16 protein-coding genes are annotated in these 16,650 nt (G+C 71.8%); 10 read left to right on the forward strand and 6 right to left on the reverse strand.

Translation table 11 applies throughout. The annotated features are described in order from the left end of the window. Positions 1–6: 6 nt before the first annotated feature. Complete coding sequence (locus tag IE231_RS09555; protein ID WP_229866612.1) at positions 7–1,230, forward strand: beta-ketoacyl-[acyl-carrier-protein] synthase family protein; 1,224 nt, start codon at positions 7–9, stop codon at positions 1,228–1,230. A gap of 54 nt (positions 1,231–1,284) precedes the next feature. Here the strand turns inward: IE231_RS09555 and IE231_RS09560 are convergent, their stop codons facing one another. Next, positions 1,285–1,587: a hypothetical protein gene (locus IE231_RS09560; protein ID WP_189693724.1), complete on the reverse strand. Its 303-nt coding sequence runs from the start codon at positions 1,585–1,587 to the stop codon at positions 1,285–1,287. 95 nt (positions 1,588–1,682) lie between these two features. Between IE231_RS09560 and IE231_RS09565 the strand changes: the two genes are divergently transcribed. From IE231_RS09565 to IE231_RS09575, 3 genes are all read left to right on the forward strand, one after another. Further along, entirely contained in the window at positions 1,683–2,639 is a 957-nt protein-coding gene (locus IE231_RS09565) for a helix-turn-helix transcriptional regulator (protein ID WP_189693725.1), read from the forward strand. Positions 2,640–2,779: 140 nt separating this feature from the next. Then, positions 2,780–4,402: an AMP-binding protein gene (locus tag IE231_RS09570; RefSeq protein ID WP_189693726.1), complete on the forward strand. Its 1,623-nt coding sequence runs from the start codon at positions 2,780–2,782 to the stop codon at positions 4,400–4,402. Positions 4,403–4,498: 96 nt separating this feature from the next. Beyond that, a complete protein-coding gene (locus IE231_RS09575) occupies positions 4,499–5,539 on the forward strand; it encodes an NAD(P)-dependent alcohol dehydrogenase (RefSeq protein WP_189693727.1) in 1,041 nt (346 codons plus the stop codon). A gap of 51 nt (positions 5,540–5,590) precedes the next feature. On the opposite strand, the gene IE231_RS09580 is transcribed toward IE231_RS09575, so the two are convergent. Together IE231_RS09580 and IE231_RS09585 are read right to left on the reverse strand one after the other, a co-directional pair. Further along, positions 5,591–5,866 (reverse strand): YciI family protein, encoded by a 276-nt coding sequence (locus IE231_RS09580; RefSeq protein ID WP_189693728.1) that lies wholly within the window; start codon positions 5,864–5,866, stop codon positions 5,591–5,593. A gap of 82 nt (positions 5,867–5,948) precedes the next feature. Next, a complete protein-coding gene (locus IE231_RS09585; RefSeq protein WP_189693729.1) occupies positions 5,949–6,086 on the reverse strand; it encodes a hypothetical protein in 138 nt (45 codons plus the stop codon). A gap of 300 nt (positions 6,087–6,386) precedes the next feature. Here IE231_RS09585 and IE231_RS09590 point away from each other — a divergent pair, with 300 nt between their 5' ends. Continuing rightward, a complete protein-coding gene (locus tag IE231_RS09590; protein ID WP_255430043.1) occupies positions 6,387–7,121 on the forward strand; it encodes an NADPH-dependent F420 reductase in 735 nt (244 codons plus the stop codon). A gap of 22 nt (positions 7,122–7,143) precedes the next feature. Here the strand turns inward: IE231_RS09590 and IE231_RS09595 are convergent, their stop codons facing one another. Both IE231_RS09595 and IE231_RS09600 read right to left on the reverse strand, forming a co-directional pair. Next, positions 7,144–8,082 (reverse strand): alpha/beta hydrolase, encoded by a 939-nt coding sequence (locus tag IE231_RS09595; RefSeq protein ID WP_189693731.1) that lies wholly within the window; start codon positions 8,080–8,082, stop codon positions 7,144–7,146. A gap of 122 nt (positions 8,083–8,204) precedes the next feature. Next, positions 8,205–8,735 carry a 2'-5' RNA ligase family protein gene (locus IE231_RS09600; protein WP_189693732.1) on the reverse strand — a complete coding sequence of 177 codons (531 nt, stop codon included), beginning with the start codon at positions 8,733–8,735 and terminating at the stop codon, positions 8,205–8,207. 76 nt (positions 8,736–8,811) lie between these two features. Between IE231_RS09600 and IE231_RS09605 the strand changes: the two genes are divergently transcribed. The 3 genes from IE231_RS09605 to IE231_RS09615 all read left to right on the forward strand — a co-directional run bounded on the left by IE231_RS09605 (position 8,812) and on the right by IE231_RS09615 (position 12,541). Continuing rightward, positions 8,812–9,780: a ribokinase gene (locus IE231_RS09605; protein ID WP_189693733.1), complete on the forward strand. Its 969-nt coding sequence runs from the start codon at positions 8,812–8,814 to the stop codon at positions 9,778–9,780. Beyond that, positions 9,777–10,721 (forward strand): NAD(P)-dependent oxidoreductase, encoded by a 945-nt coding sequence (locus tag IE231_RS09610; protein ID WP_189693734.1) that lies wholly within the window; start codon positions 9,777–9,779, stop codon positions 10,719–10,721. The genes IE231_RS09605 and IE231_RS09610 overlap by 4 nt, the downstream gene beginning before the upstream one ends. A gap of 104 nt (positions 10,722–10,825) precedes the next feature. Continuing rightward, positions 10,826–12,541, forward strand: coding sequence for an APC family permease (locus IE231_RS09615; protein ID WP_201896973.1), 1,716 nt, complete (start codon positions 10,826–10,828; stop codon positions 12,539–12,541). 76 nt (positions 12,542–12,617) lie between these two features. Here the strand turns inward: IE231_RS09615 and IE231_RS09620 are convergent, their stop codons facing one another. Beyond that, positions 12,618–14,120, reverse strand: a complete 1,503-nt coding sequence (locus IE231_RS09620) for a multicopper oxidase family protein (RefSeq protein ID WP_189693735.1) — start codon at positions 14,118–14,120, stop codon at positions 12,618–12,620. A 57-nt stretch (positions 14,121–14,177) separates the two neighbouring features. On the opposite strand from IE231_RS09620, the gene IE231_RS09625 reads away from it, so the two are divergent. Further along, a complete protein-coding gene (locus IE231_RS09625; RefSeq protein ID WP_189693736.1) occupies positions 14,178–14,921 on the forward strand; it encodes an NUDIX hydrolase in 744 nt (247 codons plus the stop codon). A gap of 169 nt (positions 14,922–15,090) precedes the next feature. Beyond that, positions 15,091–16,614, forward strand: coding sequence for a S8 family serine peptidase (locus IE231_RS09630; RefSeq protein ID WP_189693737.1), 1,524 nt, complete (start codon positions 15,091–15,093; stop codon positions 16,612–16,614). Positions 16,615–16,650 lie beyond the last annotated feature (36 nt).

The raw sequence follows: 16,650 nt of genomic DNA on the forward strand, positions 1-16,650 counted from the left end.
ACTGACGTGGGGAAGACCCAGATCGTGATCACCGGGATGGGTGCGACGACGCCCCTCGGCGGCACCGTGCCCGAGCTCTGGGACGGCATGCTCTCAATGCGCTCGGGGGTGCGCGCGCTCGAGGGCGAGGGCTTCGACGCCACCCTGCCGGTCCGCATCGCCGGCACGCTCGCCGTCGAGCCCGAGCAGGCCATGCCCCCGGTCCAGGCCCGGCGCCTCGACCGCTCCCAGCAGGCCGCCGTGATCGCGGCACGCGAGGCTTGGGCCGACGCGGGTGCGCCGGACGTCGACGGCGACCGGCTCGCCGTCGTGATCGGCACCGGCATCGGCGGGGTGCAGACGCTCCTGGCCCAGGACGACATCCTCGAGTCCGCCGGCTCCCGCCGGGTGTCCCCGCGCACCGTGCCGATGCTCATGGCCAACGCCGCCGCGGCCCAGCTGAGCATCGAATTCGGCGCCCGGGCCGGCGCAATGGCGCCCGCCTCCGCCTGCGCCTCCGGGGCGGAGGCGATCGTCCACGCCGCGCGGCTCATCGAGTGCGACGAGGCGGACATCGTGATCGCGGGCGGCGCCGAGGCCGCCATCACGCCCCTCACGATTGCCGGCTTCGCCCAGATCGGCGCCCTCTCGAAGGACCAGGGCGACCCCCAGTGCGCCTCACGCCCCTTCGACGTCAACCGCACGGGCTTTGTGCTCGGGGAGGGGGCCGGCGTCGTGATCCTCGAGCGCGCCGACCACGCCCGCGCCCGCGCAGCGCGCGCCCGTGCCGCCCTCTCCGGCTACGGCATCACCGCGGACGCCTTCCACATCACCGGCACCGACCCCGAGGGCGTGGGCCAGATCAAGGCCATCCGCAAGGCCCTGCGCAGGGCCGACCTCGCCCCCGCAGACGTCCAGCACGTCAACGCGCACGCGACCGCGACGAGCGTCGGCGATGTGAGCGAGGCGTTCGCCGTCCGCGAGGCACTCGGCGGCCACGTGGCCGTGACGGCGCCGAAGGGCGCCCTCGGCCATCTTGTCGGGGCGGCCGGAGCGGTGGAGGCCATCATCACCGCGCTCACAATCGAGTCCGGCCTCATCCCGCCGACCCGAAACCTCGACCAGCTGGACCCCGAGATCGACCTCGACGTCGTCACGCACGCGCCCCGCGAGGCCGACGTCAGCGCCGCCGTCTCGAACTCGTTCGGGTTCGGCGGCCACAACGTGAGCCTGCTGCTCACCCGGGCGTAGGCGGGAGAGTCCCGCCGGCGGGAGGCCCACGCAGTGCGGCGATCAGCGCAGCGGTCACCAGAGCCGCGGCTGGTCCGCCAGGAGCTGGCGGCGCACCTCGTCGCGCTCGGCGTCGAGGCCTGCCTCGCGGTCGGCGGCCTCGCGCCACCAGCGCACGACGGCGTCCACCGCCCGCCGCGCCCAGCCCGCCGCGGCCTCGGGCCGGGAGGGAGAGGCCGGAGCGTCGGGGCGAGGGCGGAGGGTCCCGCCGAACCCGGCGATTCTGCGCTCGACCGCCTCCTCGAGGGAGTCGAGCTGGGCGCCCGTCAGCCGGGGCGTGTGGAGGCCTGTTCCCGCAGGCCGTGTTGCCGTGCTCATGGTGTGCCGTCCTGTCTTCCGTTCCGCTGTCCCACCTCCAGTGTCCCGACCGATCAGGACAGCTCCTGTCCGCTGTTTGCGGTCATGATGGAGGCATGAACGACACCACCCAGCGGGTCCTCAGCCTCCTGAGCCTGCTGCAGTCGCGCCCGGTGTGGACCGGGGCGGAGCTGGCCGAGCGGCTCGGCGTGACGACGCGCAGCATCAGGCGGGATGTGGACCGCCTGCGGGAGCTGGGGTACCCGGTGCGTGCCGAGCACGGTACCGGCGGCGGGTACCAGCTCGGCGCGGGGAAGGCCCTCCCGCCGCTCCTGCTGGACGACGAGGAAGCCGTCGCCGTGGCGGTGAGCCTGCGGCTCGCGGCGGGCGGCACGGTCGCCGGCCTCGGGGAGGCGGCCGTGCGCTCCCTCGCCAAGCTCGACCAGGTGCTCCCCGCGCGCCTGCGCGCCGAGGTGAAGGGGGTCATCGACGCGACCGTGAGCCTGGACGGGCCCGTGACCTCGGTGGATGCCGACGTCCTCGTGGCCCTCGCCCGTGCGATCCGCACGCCCGAGCGGGCCACGTTCGACTACACGAAGCCCGGCGGCGAGCGCTCGGAGCGCCGGGTGGAGCCGTACCGCCTCGTCGCCGCGGCGCGCCGCTGGTACCTCATGGCGTGGGACCTCGACCGGGAGGACTGGCGCACGTTCCGCCTCGACCGCATGGCCGCGGCCCGCGGGACCGGCTGGCGGTTCAAGCCGCGGGAGGCGCCGGACGCCGTCGAGTACGTCCAGGCATCCATCACCCAGGCGCCCTACCAGTTCGTCGCGAAGATCCGTGTCCACGCGCCCGCGAGCGAGGTCGCGCAGCGCGTCCCTACGACCATGGCCGTTGTGGAGCCAGATCCCGCCCACGGCGGCGAGGCCTCGATCCTCACCGCCGGCGCCGACGACCTCGACTACGTGGCGTACCACGTGGTCCGGCTCGGGTGGCCCGTGACGGTCCTCGAGCCGCCGGAGCTGCGGGATGCGATGCGGGAGCTGGCCGGGAGGCTGGCCGCCGCGGGAGAGTAACCCTGCGGACGCCCAGCCGTCCGTTACCCATCGGTAACATTTTCCCTTTCCCTCTTGCCCCGGGCCCGCGCGGACCGTGACGATGGGCACACACGCGGTGAGCACCCGCCGTCGTGCGCTGCTGCCACCAAAGGAGAGCCATGTTCACGAGCCCCTACCCCGATGTCGAGATCCCGGAGACGTCCCTGTACGAGTACCTCTTCGGCGGGATCGCCGAGGAGGACCTGGACCGTGTGGCGATCGTGGACGGCACGAGCGGGGCGACCACCACCTACCGCGAGCTCGTGGGCCGGATCGACGCGCTCGCCGGCTGGCTGGCGGGGCAGGGCGTCGGCCCCGGCACCGTGGTCGGCATCCTGTGCCCGAACGTCCCCGCGTTCCCGGTCGTGTTCCACGGGATCCTGCGCGCGGGCGCAGTCGCGACCACGGTCAACTCGCTCTATACGGCGGAGGAGGTCTCGAGGCAGCTCACCGATGCGGGCGCCACGTGGCTGTTCACCATCTCGCCGTTCCTGGACCGGGCCGAGCCGGCTGCGGCTGAAGCAGGCATCGCGGCGGAGCACCTCGTAGTGCTCGACGGCGGCCCATCGCCCTCCGGCGCGGCGCACCCCTCGCTGGGCGAGGCGCTCGCGGCGGGGCTGCCGGCCCCGGACGTGAGGGTGGACCCGCACGCGGTGGCGGTGCTGCCCTACTCCTCCGGGACGTCCGGCACGCCCAAGGGCGTCATGCTCAGCCAGTACAACCTCGTGGCCAACGTGGCCCAGGGGAAGCCCCTGCTCGAGGTGACCGACCAGGACGTCCTCCTGGCCGTCCTGCCGTTCTTCCACATCTACGGCCTCACGATGCTCGTCAACGGCGCGTTCCTGTCACGGGCCCGGCTTGTGACCATGCCCAAGTTCGATCTGGCGGAGTTCCTCCGCATCGTCCAGGACGAGCGCTGCACGTACCTGTTCGTGGCCCCGCCCATCGCCGTCGCACTCGCGAAGCACCCGCTCGTCGACCAGTTCGACCTCTCGAGCGTGCGCGTCGTGTTCTCCGGCGCCGCCCCGCTGGACGAGGGGCTCGGCCAGGCCGTGGCCGCCCGCCTGGGCTGCATCATGACGCAGGGCTATGGCATGACCGAGATGAGCCCCGCCTCCCACATCATGCCCCCGGCCCTGGCCGGGCAGCTGCCCACGAGCTCGGTGGGATTCACCGTTCCGAACACGGAGTGCAAGCTCCTCGATCCCGCCACGGACGAGGAGATCCCCGTGCCGGCCCCGGGCGAGGGTACCGGCGTGAGCGCCCCGGGCCAGCTCCTCGTGCGCGGCCCGCAGAACATGATCGGCTACCTCAATCGGCCGGACGCGACGGCCGCGACCGTGGACCCCGACGGCTTCCTCCGCACCGGGGACATCGCCACGGTGACCTCCGAGGGCGTCGTCACGGTTGTGGACCGGCTCAAGGAGCTCATCAAGTACAAGGGCTACCAGATCGCCCCCGCCGAGCTCGAGGCCGTGCTCCTCGCGCACCCGCAGATCGCGGACGCGGCGGTGATCGGCGTCCGTGCGGACGACGGCGAGGAGGTCCCCAAGGCGTTCGTCGTGCCGCAGCCGGGCGTCGTCGTGGGCGAAGGGCTCAGCGCGGAGGACGTCATGGAGTTCGTCGCCGAGCACGTGGCGCCCTTCAAGAAGGTCCGCGTGGTGGAGTTCGTCGAGGCCATCCCCAAGTCCTCCTCCGGGAAGATCCTGCGGCGGGAGCTCCGAGCGGCGGAGCGGGCCTGAGGGCTGGAGGAGGCGAACGTACTGCTCGGTAGCGTAGGATGCAGGGCGATGTTTGCCGCATCAAGCAGACTCACCACCCAACGGATTGGAGTCACCATGCCCACCGTCAACGCTTACGCAGCACCGGGCGCCGCTGAGCCGCTCGTCAAGACCACGATCGAGCGCCGCGAGGTCGGCCCGCACGACGTCCTCATCGAGATCAAGTACGCCGGCATCTGCCACTCTGACATCCACACGGTCCGCGGGGACTGGGGCCCCCAGCAGTACCCGCTCACCCCCGGGCATGAGATTGCGGGCATCGTGGCCGAGGTCGGCAGCGAGGTGACCAAGCACTCCGTCGGCGACCGCGTCGGCGTGGGCTGCATGGTCAACTCGTGCGGCCACTGTGAGAACTGCGAGAAGGGCAACGAGCAGTACTGCCTCGAGGGCAACGTCGGCACCTACGGCGCCGTGGACCGCGACGGCACCATCACCCAGGGCGGCTACTCGACCCACGTGGTGGTGACCGAGGACTTCGTGCTGCGGATCCCGGACGGCCTCGAGCTCGACGTCGCGACCCCGCTCCTGTGCGCGGGCATCACCACCTACTCGCCGCTGAAGCGCTGGGGCGCGGGCCCGGGCAAGAAGGTGGCCGTGGTGGGTCTGGGCGGCCTCGGCCACATGGGCGTCAAGATCGCGCACGCCATGGGCGCCGAGGTCACCGTGCTCTCGCAGTCGCTGAGGAAGAAGGAGGACGGGCAGCGGCTCGGCGCCGACCACTACCACGCGACGTCCGATCCCGAGACGTTTGAGAAGCTCGCGGGCACCTTCGACGTCATCCTCAACACGGTGAGCGCGCCAATCGACCTCAACGCCTACCTCGGCCTCCTCGCAGCGGGCGGCGCCATGGTCAGCGTCGGCGCCCCGCCGGAGTCCCTCGCGGTCAACGCCTTCAGCCTGATCGGCGGCGGCAAGACCCTCGCCGGGTCGATGATCGGCGGCATCCGCGAGACCCAGGAGATGCTGGACTTCTGCGCCGAGCACGGCTTCGGCGCGGACATCGAGCTGATCCCCGCGGACCAGATCAACCAGGCCTACGAGCGCGTGCTCGCCTCGGACGTCCGCTACCGGTTCGTCATCGACGCCGCGACGTTCTGACGCCCACGTCCAGGACGGGCTGACGCCCGGGTCCTGGACGGGCGAGGGCCGCTAGCCGAACCGCACGGGGTCCCAGTCGAGCACGTGCGGTTCGGCGAGGCCTTCGACCACGAACGGGTCGGAGGCCACGAAGCGCTCCGCGTCCTCGCGGCTCGCGAAGAGGCCCATCGACCCGGCGACCGGGTTCGGCGGGAACGGTCCGAGCGCGAGGAGGCCGCCGCCGTCGGCCTTGAACTGCTCGTAGTACGCCTTGTGGCGCGGGTAGACGGCCATGACCTGGGCGCGGTCCACGCCCTCGCGCATGCGGTACAGGACAACGGACTCCATGCCGGGATCGTAGCCCTGCAGGGAGTCCGTGGGGACTATGCGTCCCTCATGTGCCTATGCGTCCCTCATGTGCGCCGAGGTGTCATGCGGCGCTGCGGCGCGATTCCTGCTTCCCGCTCCCGTTGTCGGTCGCTTCCTCGTCCTGGTCCGAGGGCTCCTCGTCCTCGTGCCTGCGGATCCATTCCAGCCGGTGCTCGTGCACGGCGGTTCGCCGCTTCACTGTCCTGTCCTTCCTCAGACTGCGGTTTCGATACGTACTCCTCTACCCGCGCGGTGCTGTGCCAATCGCCGGTCAGTGCGGAAGGGGCGGCGCGGAGGAGGCACTGCGGACGAGAGCCGTCATGGCGGCAGTCGGCCAGCTCGCCCAGCATGTGGCTGAGGCGCCCCACCGGGCCGGCGATCTGGGAGACGGCGTTCCGGGCCTCCTCGGGGAGGTCCTCGCGGGTGTGCTCTGGAATGCGCGCCATGTCGCCAGCATTCCACGCCTCGCCTCCGGCCAGCAGGGACCTAGGACCCGCCGATGCAGGGGGCCGGGAATGCTGCGGCGGCAGTGCACGTTGAACCCTCCGGTATAGTTGACGAATCAACTGAAAGGTCAGGCATGGAGGAGCGCATCAGGACCGTCGGGATCCTCGGGGCGGGACGTGTGGGCACCGCGGTGGCCCGAGAGGCGATCAAGGCTGGGTACGAGGTCCGCATCGCCACGTCCAAGCCGGTCGAGGACATTGCTCTCATTGTCGAGATCATCACTCCCGGCGCCGTTGCCGTCACCGCCGCGCAGGCTGCGCAGTCCGACCTCGTGGTCCTCGCCCTCCCGCTGCACAAGTTCCGCACGGTCGACCCGGCCGCGCTCGCCGGGCGTGTGGTCATCGACGCGATGAACTACTGGGAGCCCACGGACGGCGCGATGCCCGAGATGCATGCCGGGCGCGGCACCTCCGAGGTGGTCCAGGACTTCCTCGCCGCCTCCCGCGTGGTCAAGACCCTGAACCACATCGGCTACCACGAGCTCGAGACGGACGGGCGCCCCGCCGGTGCTCAGGACCGCCGCGCGCTCGCCGCAGCCGGCGATGATGAGGCCGCGCGCGCCGTCGTGCTCGCCTTCATCGCCTCGCTCGGCTACGACGCCGTGGACGCCGGTCCCCTCGCCGCCGGCCGCGCCCTCGAGCCCGGCACCGAGGTCTTCGCGGGAGCGCACGACGCCGCCGGGCTGGGCGAGGCGCTCGAGCGCGCGTGCGCCGGGGCGTACGCGTGAGCGTCTCCGGCCCCGAAGCGCTTTAGGCTGTCCGGGCCGCGAGGAACCCGAGCAGCCGGTCGCGGAAGACCTGCGCCGGCTCGGTGTCGAGGTCGAACTGGTACTCGTGGTCCAGGGCGGGGACGTAGTCCGGCCAGAACACCGCCTCCGCCTCAAGGCCTGCGGCCCGCATCGCCTCGTAGAGACGCTCGGTGTGCGCCCGCAGGAGATCCGCGTTGCCCGTGGTCAGGAGCGTGGGCGGGAACGCCGGGGTCAGGTAGTCCGGGACCGAGAGGGAGGCGAAGGTGCCGTCCCGGGCGAAGTTCCGGCGACCGGAGTAGGACCACCCCGCCGCCCGCACGAGGATGGCCTCGGCGACGCCGCTGACCCCCTGCGTCAGCGCGAGGTCGAATGCCCCGCAGGCCAGCACGAGCCCCCGGACCTGTCCGGCCGTGACAGTGGGACGGATCCCCACGAGGCCCGCATACCCGGGAGTCGTGGCGAGGGCGCTGACCTGTGCGGCGATATGGGCGCCCGCGGAGTTGCCGGCCAGGACGATCCTCTCGGGATCGAGCCGGAAGGCAGCGCGCTGGGCCTGCAGGAACTCGAGGGCCTGCATGACCTGCCGCAGCGGCATCGGGTAGCGGTGCCGCGGGGCGAGCGAATACTGCGGCGCGGCGACAGTGTAGCCGTGCGCCGCGATCATCTGGAGGTAGCCCGCGATCTCCTCCTTCGAGCCGCCCACGAACCCGCCGCCGTGCACCCAGACCAGCAGCGGGTAGGGGCCGCTGCCCGCGGTGTCCGCGCCGTCGGCCGGACGGAAGAGGTCGAGCAGCATGTCCGGACCAGGCCCGTAGCGGAGGTCCCTGTGGACCTCGACGCCGGCCGGGGCGTGCCGCATCAGCGAGGCGGCCATCTGCAGGCCGGACCGACGGAAGGTCTCCCGGATCAGGAACGCCGCGAGGCGGGGAGTGACCAGCATGCTGGCCCGGACTCCGGCGCCCGCCGCCCCCAGGGCCCCCCTCCTGACAGCGGCTCTGACCGCCGCCCCGAGGGCGGGGTTGAGCGTGGGTCTGTGCGCCGGAACGGTCGCCATGGCATACCCTACCGCCGGAGATCAGGAGCCGACCATGGGCCGTTCGGCTCAACCTCGCGCGCGCCCTCGCCGAGTGCCGCGACCGCCACCACCATCGGCCGGCCCTGGCCCGGCTCAGGCTGCATGTCGACGAGCGCGAGCTGGGTGAGTTCCAGCGATTGACCCTCCTCGGCAGCGCCGCGCTTCGTGGCCGTGACGTGCGCCCGGAACCCCTCGCCGGCGAAGTCGGGGCGGCGGAAGGTGGGGACGTGGATGTCGAGTTCCTCGACGAACGCCTTGTGCAGGGCGCGGATCTCGTCGGAGTCCACGAGGGCGACGGGAGTATCGTGCTTGGGCCCGAACAGCTCGCCGGGGCCGGCCACGGCGGAGATCGGGGCGGTGCGGGAGGCGACCTCGCCCATGCTCGCCGCGAGCTGTGCCGCGTTGGACCAGGTCGCGAAAACCGGCATCACGGTGATGTGCAGCGGCCAGTCCCGCACGGCGTAGCGCTCGCCCACGGCCATGGGCTGGAGGGGCAGGACGATCGCGTAGCGGTGCACGTGTCGATCCTAGGCGTGAAGGGGCTGGCCGCCGCTGTGCGGTGGGCGCCCGGGCCCGTGGGGCAGAATCAGGACCGTGACCACCCAGCAGCCGCAGCGAGCGGCGGGGCGCGTCGTCGTCCTCGGCTCAGCGAACGTCGACACGACCTTCCGCGTGCAGTCCCTCCCCGCTCCGGGCGAGACCGTCCTCGCCACCGCCGAGGAGTCGGGCCTCGGGGGCAAAGGCGCGAACCAGGCGGTTGCGGCGGCCCTCCTCGGCGCCCGCGTGGACTTCATCGGGGCCGTCGGAGGCGGCGGCCACGGCCGGCTGGTGCAGGATGAGCTCACGGCGTCCGGCGTGGACACCTCAGGCGTCCTGGTCATCGAGTCTGCCCCGACGGGCACCGCGTACATCACGGTGGACAGGTCCGGGGAGAACACCATTGTGGTCGTGCCCGGGGCGAACGCGCTGCTCACGCCCGAGATCCTCGCGAGGACGGGGGTGCGCGAGAGGCTGGGCGGCTCGGCCTCCGGGCGGTCCGTGGGGCTCTCGCAGGGCGAGGTGCCGCCGGGCACCACCGACGCGTTCGCGGCCCTCTGCCACGACGTCGGAGCCGGGTTCGTGCTCAACCTCGCTCCGGCCGTGCCGGTCTCCGCGCGGACGCTCGAGCTGGCCGACCCGCTGGTCGTCAACGAGGGCGAGGCCGCGCAGCTCCTGGGGATCTCTGGGGCCGGTCCCGGGGAGCCTCTCGCCGTCGCCGCCCGGCTCGCGCGGGACGTGGCCCGCAGCGCCGTCGTCACCCTCGGGGCGGGCGGTGCCGTGGCCTCGGACGGCCGGAGCGCGTGGTACGCGAAGGCCCCGCGCGTCGTCGACGTCGTGGACACCACAGGTGCGGGTGATGCGTTCGTCGGCGCGCTTGCCGCGGTGCTCGCGCGAGGAGCGGGCCTTGCGGAGGCGGTGCGCGTGGGCGTCGAGGCAGGCTCGGCCGCCGTGCGTCACCGAGGCACGACGGCGGCCTACCGCGCCGTCCTGCCGCACCTCACCGCCGCTAGGCTGGCTCCATGACCACCTCGCCGCTGCACTCCGGCACCCCTGTCCGCGTCGCCATCCACGGCGAGCCGCTCCCCTTCCTGACCGGTGCGATCGCGGCCGGAGGGGGCGCCGTCGTGGGCCTCGGCGAACAGCCCGAAGTGCTCGTCCTCGACCACGGCAACCCCAAGCCCGAGCTGAGGGCCGTCCTCGACTCCACCCCGTCGATCCGCTGGGTCCAACTCCCCAGCGCGGGAATTGAGGCGTACGCGGGCGCGCTCGCCGCTCACCCGGAGAAGGTGTGGACCAGTGCCAAGGGCGCATACGCGAAGCCCGTCGCCGAGCACGCGCTCACCCTCTCACTCGCGCTCCTGAGGCATCTGCCCGAGCGCGCCCGCGCCCGCTCGTGGGGCGCCCCGAGCGGCACGTCGCTGCACGGCCTGCGCGGCCTCGTGATCGGCGCCGGCGGCGTGGGGCTGGAGATCCTGCGGCTGTTCCGCTGCTTCGACATGGAGGTCGACGTGGTGCGCCGCACCCCTGCCGCGGTTCCCGGCGCGAGGCGCACGACGACGCCGGCGCACCTCGCCGAGCTGCTGCCGGAGGCGGACGTCGTGGTCGTCGCCGCGGCGCTCACGCCTGACACGTCCAAGCTCATCGGAGCCCCCGAGCTCGCGCTCATGAAGCCATCCGCGATCCTGGTCAACATCGCCCGCGGCGGCCTCGTGGACACCGACGCCGTCGTGCAGGCCCTCAGGGCCGGGACGATCGCCGGCGCCGCCCTCGATGTGACGGATCCCGAGCCGCTCCCCGACGGGCATCCCCTGTGGGACGAGCCGCACGCCCTCATCACCCCGCATACGGCGGACACGCTCGAGATGATCCGCCCGCTCCTCGGCGAACGGGTGACCGAGAACCTCAGGCGCTTCGCCGCCGGGAAGGACCTCGAGGGCCTCGTGGACGCCGCTGCGGGGTACTGACCCTCCGGGCCCTTCCGCTCCCGTGGCCCACACGCTATCTTCGAGAGGTCATCGGGGGCGGGCCTTCGGCCCGGGAGATGAGCACCCATTAGGGAGCAGTCGCGATGGCCCACGACCTGGCAACCCCGACCCATGGCGGGCGACCCCTCAAGCGCGTAGTCGGCTTCTGGGGCCTCATGTTCGTCTCTCTCGGCTCGATCATCGGCTCGGGCTGGCTCCTCGGCGCCCTCGGCGCGGCCAAGTCCGCCGGCCCGGCGTCGATCGTCTCGTGGATCCTCGCGGCGATCATGCTGATCGTGCTCGCGCTCGTCCACGCGGACCTCGGCGCAGCCTACCCGGTGGCCGGCGGCACCGCGAGGTACCCGCACTACGCCTTCGGCGCGCTCGCCGGCTTCACCGCGGGCTGGGTCGGCTACCTGCAGGCCGTGACCATCGCGCCGATCGAGGTCGAGGGCGCCATCACGTACCTCGAGTCCGCGCCGTGGGCCAAGGGCATCGACCTCGTCAACCCCGACTCGACCCTGACCCCGATCGGCCTCGTCATCGCCGCCTTCGCCCTCGCGCTGTTCACGGTGATCAACCTCCTGGGTGCGAAGTGGCTCTCGGACAGCAACATCGCCGTGGTGGTCTGGAAGACGCTGGTCCCGCTGCTCACCATCGTCGTGATCATCGCGCTTACCTTCCACCCGGGGAACTTCACCCAGGCCGGGGGCGGATTCGCCCCCAACGGGTTCCACGGGATCTTCGCTGCACTGCCGCTCGGCGTCGTGTTCGCACTCCAGGGCTTCGAGCAGGCCGCGCAGATGGCCGGCGAGGCGCGGAACCCGAAGAGGGACGTCTCCCGCGCCATCATCACCGCCATGCTCATCGGCGCGGTGATCTACATCCTGCTCGAGGTCACGTTCATCGGCGCTATCGACCCGGCCAACATCGTCAAGAACTGGGAGAACCCGCTCGGCGCCGGGGCGTACGGCCCGTACTACGATCTCGCCCTCGCGGCCGGGGTGGGCTGGCTCGCCACGGTGCTTCTCATCGACGCTGTGATCTCGCCGATGGGCACCGGCCTGGTCTACATCGGAACGTCGGCGCGCATCTCGTATGCCCTCGGTGAGGACGACGCCCTCCCGCCGTGGCTCACCACTGTCAGCAAGCGCGGCGTGCCGTTCGGCTCAATCCTCCTCGCGTTCGTCGTGGGCCTCATCGCCCTCCTGCCGTTCCCGAGCTGGCAGTCCCTCGTGGGCCTCGTGACTGACGCGACGGCGATCATGTATGCGTTCGCACCCGTCTCCCTCGAGGCACTCATCCGCCAGCACGCCGGCCGCCGGCACCCGTACCGGGTGCCGTGGCCCCAGGTCCTCACTCCCGCCGGGTTCGTCTTCGCGAACCTCATCATCTACTGGTCCGGGTTCGAGGCGATCTGGAAGATCCTCACCGCGATCCTCATCGGCCGGGTGATCTTCGAGATCGCACTCCACCGCTCCAAGTCCCTGCGGTTCCGCCGCGACCTCGACTGGCGCGCGGCCTCCTGGATCTGGCCCTGGCTGATCGGGCTTGTGGTGCTGGGCCTTCTCGGACGGTACGGCAACGGCTCGCTGAGCATCCTGCCGGAATGGGTCGACATCCTGTTCGTCGTCGCGTTCGCGCTCGTGATCTTCTACTACGCTGTGAGCCTGGCGATGACGCCCGAGGACATCGCGCTCGCCGTCGGCGAGGACGAGTTCGAGTTCGAGGCCGTCGATGCGCCCGAGGCCGACGCCGTCGCCGGTCCCGCGGCCCACACCCGGCCGGAGCGGGCGGCGGGGGATCAACCGAACGGCTGACGCCGCCGTCGTGCATCATCCGCAGCTGAGACCGGCCCCGTAGGGGCCACATCGGCTCTGTGCAGTTCCGAACGCCTCAGCCGTGCTGGTGCGGGCTCGGCGTCCCTGACCCCGCCGGCCCGGCCGCTCCCGCCTCCGCAACCAGGAACTGCCCCATCATGCCCTCGTCCTCGTGCGTGAGGAGGTGGCAGTGGTACATGTACGGGTGCTCGGAGTCCGCGTACTTCGGCATGCGGAACGCGATCCGGTTCTGCTCCCGCGGCAGGAGCGGGATCGTGTCCTTCCACCCTGCCCGCTCGGGCGGCGGCTGCTTTCCGTCGATGTCCACGAGCCTGAACTGGACTCCGTGGACATGCACGTTGTGCTGGTACGCGCTGACGTTGTCCACGAACCACACCTCCGCCTCGCCCGGCGCTGCGGTGAAGTCGATCCGGTTCATGTCCATGGTCTTGTTGTTGATGCTGCGGCCGTTGAACGTGAACGAGCGCGAGACCGCCGTCGTGGTCCCCTCGGGTGCTGGCAGCGCGGCGAACGCTGCCGGGAGGGCGGCCGACGGCGCGAGGCTGGCCGCGGCGTCGAGCCTCACCACGTCGAACTCCTTGCCGCCTCCGAACGCATCGGGCGGGTTGACCCGGCCGAGGTCCGGGGCGAACGAGCGCAGCATCACGGACTCGCCGGGCTTCAGCTCCACGACGATCTCGGCCCGCTCGGCAGGGGAGAGCTGCACCGACGTGAGCTCGAGGGGGGCGGCGAGCAGGCCGCCGTCGGACGCGACCATGTGGAAGGGGCGGTGGTCGGCGAGGCCGAACTTGAACCAGCGGCCGTTGCTCGCGTTGAGGATGCGGAGGCGAACGCGCTGGGTGGTGACGGACAGGACCGCGCCGAGCGTGCCGTTGGCCGCGATCGAGTTGCCGAGGGTGCCGAGGGAGTTGCCGGCCGGGTCGAACGTGATCTTTCCGTCGGCATCGAGGCGGCGGTCCTGGACGATGAGGGGGATGTCGTCCACGCCGTAGGTGTGGGGGAGCGCGGCCGCCTCGTTGGTCCCGGGCTCGTCCAGGATGAACAGCCCCGCGAGGCCGTACCCCACCTGCTTCTCGGTGCTGCCATGCGGGTGCGGGTGGTACCAGAGGGTCGCGGCGGGCTGGTCGATGGTCCATTCGGGGTTCGTCGAGGCGCCCGGGTTGATCATGGCGTGCGGGCCGCCGTCCGCCGCGGCCGGCAGCACCATGCCGTGGAAGTGGACCGTGGTGGCCTCAGTGAGCCGGTTCTCGACAGCCACCCGGACGCGCTCTCCCCGCGCGGCACGCAGGGTGGGCCCGAGGTAGGCGCCGTTGTAGCCCATGGTCTGCGCCGGCTTGCCGGGCACGAACTCGTGCGTCCCGGCCTGCGGCGCGAGGCGGAAGGTGCGGGTCCCGCCGTCCAGCGTGCCCTCGTCGAGCGGGGGGATGGGGAGCCGCGCGCCGAACTGCGTCTCAGGGACCACCTCGCCGGGCGCACAGCCCGTCACGGCAGGCACGAGGGGAGCGAGGACTGCGGCCGCTGCGGTGGCGCGGAGGAGCTGTCGGCGGGTCAGGGACACGCTTCCAAGGGTAGGCCGGGCGGCACCCCTGCCGGGCACCCGGCTACATTGGGCGGTATGGCAGCGCATGTGAATCCGGCTTCTACGCCGCCCGTGGACGGGGAGGCCGCGACGGTGGTGGTGCTCCGGGACGGCGCCGCGGGGCTCGAGGTCCTGCTCCTCGAGCGCCTCTCGACGGGCTCGTTCGGCGGTGCGTGGGCGTTCCCCGGGGGCCGCGTGGACCCCGAGGACTCGCTGCCGGGCGATCCCGAGGACGGGGCGAACGACGGCGGCTCCTCCACGGGTGCGGCGGTCTCCGCTCCTGCGCGCGTGCGGCGTGCGGCCGTCCGCGAGACGCGCGAGGAGACCGGGCTTGTGCTGAACGACTCCGGACTCGTGGCGTTCTCGCGGTGGGTCCCGCCGGCACAGGTGCCCAAGCGGCTCGTGACGTGGTTCTTCCTCGCGGCGGATCCCGGCGGAGAGCTCCTCATCAGCGCGCACGAGCATGTCGACTCCGTCTGGATGGAGCCCGCAGCTGCGCTCGACCGCCACGCCACCGGCACACTCACCCTGTTCCCGCCGACGTGGATCACACTGAACGCGCTGCGGGGCGCCTCCTCGGTGGGCGCCGCGCTCGCCTCGGCGCCGCAGCCGCCGGCCCTCTTCTCGAGCGTCCAGCTGCGCGATGAGGGCGGCAGGATGACGGCCGTCCTCTGGGAGGGCGACGCCCAGTACGGCGATCCGGAGGCGCCCGGAACGGCGCGCCATCGCCTGACGACGGCGCGCCTGCCGTGGGTGTACGAGCAGCCGAAACGTGAGTGACAAGTCCTGAAAGGCCTCTTCCATCGTGTGACATGGGCCACTAACCTCTTGACTCGTCGGAGGACCGCGCAGCCCAGTCTGTGCGCACCTCGACCCGCCACGGCGACCGCCTCGGTGGAGTTCAGGCCGGGGGCCGCCGCCCGGATCCCGGCGGGATGGAAGGCGCACGATGCGATCACGCTCACTTGCCAGACCCCTGCTCTGCGCTGGCCTCGCCGTAGGGATTGCCGCGGCCAGCGCCGTACCCGCGGCGATCGCGGAGACACCGACCGGCGCAGCCCCGACCGTCCAGGGGCAGCAGGCCCAGAACTACCTCGTGCTCTACAGGTCCGGGGGGAAGGCCGCGGGTGCGTCCCTCTCGGCGATCCAGGCCTCGGGGGGATCGGTGGTCGCTGACTACAGCGCCATCGGCGTCGCCGTGGTGAGCTCGTCGGCGTCAAACTTCCCCGCGAAGCTCCGCGCCGCAGACGCGAGCGTCGACGCGGCGTCCGCGACCGCATCATTCGGCGTGGCACTCAAGGACGATGCTGCTGACGGCCCCGCCGACCAGACCGTCCCCGCCTCGCTGGCTCCGGGCGACGACCCGCTCTCCGGCCTCCAGTGGGACATGACGCAGATCCACGCTCCCGAGGCGCGGGCGATCAGCGGCGGCAGCCCGTCTGTGGTGGTCGGCGACATCGACACGGGCCTCGACTGGAGCCACCCGGACCTCGCCCCGAACGTGGACTTCGCGAAGTCCGCCTCGTGCATCGGCGGGGTGCCGAATCAGGACCCCGCAGCGTGGATGGATGACTACGGGCACGGCACCCATACCGCGGGCACGATCGCTGCCGCGAAGAACGGCCTCGGGATCGTCGGCGTGGCCCCCAACGTGAAGCTCGCCGGGATCAAGGCCGGGGACGCCAGCGGCTTCTTCTTCCCCGAAGCCGTGGTGTGCGCCTTCATGTGGGCCGCCGATCACGGCATCGCGGTCACCAACAACTCGTACTTCGGCGACCCGTGGCTCTTCAACTGCAAGAACGATCCGCAGCAGAGGGCCATCTGGGAGGCCGAGCGCCGCGCCATCAGGTACGCGCAGTCGAAAGGCACGCTCGTGGTCGCGGCCGCCAACAACCAGGCCGACGATCTGGCGCATCCGACCCAGGACGCGACGAGCCCCGACACCACGGCCCCCGTTGTCCGCGACATCACCAACGCGTGCGCCGTGGTTCCCGCTGAGGTGCCCGGAGTCGTCACGGTCTCCGCCGTGGGCAACCTTGGCCTCAAGTCGTTCTTCTCGAGCTATGGAATCGGCGTCGTGGACGTCACGGCACCAGGCGGTGACTCAGTCCTCCAGCGCACGGCCGCCGCCCCGAATGGGCGCGTGCTCTCGACCTGGCCGGCGTCCATCGGCTGCAGCCGGGCGGTCTACGATTCCGGTGCCAAGTACTGCTACCTCCAGGGCACCTCGATGGCCACACCGCATGTGGCCGGCCTGGCAGCGCTCCTCGCAAGCACGGGGGCGAACTCGGGCCAGATCGCCTCACGGATCGCGAACACCGCGGACCCGATCGCCTGCCCGGCGGACGTCAGCATCTACAGCTTCTTCCCTGCCCTGGACGGCGGCACGCCGCAGGCCTGCACGGGCGGACGTGCCTACAACTCCTTCTACGGGCACGGCCAGATCAACGCCCTCCGCGCGATCGGCGGGTGAGTCGCCCCGGCGAGTCCCTCCCCACGCGCGAAATGG

The sequence above is a fragment of the Sinomonas cellulolyticus genome (genome assembly GCF_014656475.1).
Lineage (GTDB): Bacteria > Actinomycetota > Actinomycetes > Actinomycetales > Micrococcaceae > Sinomonas > Sinomonas cellulolyticus.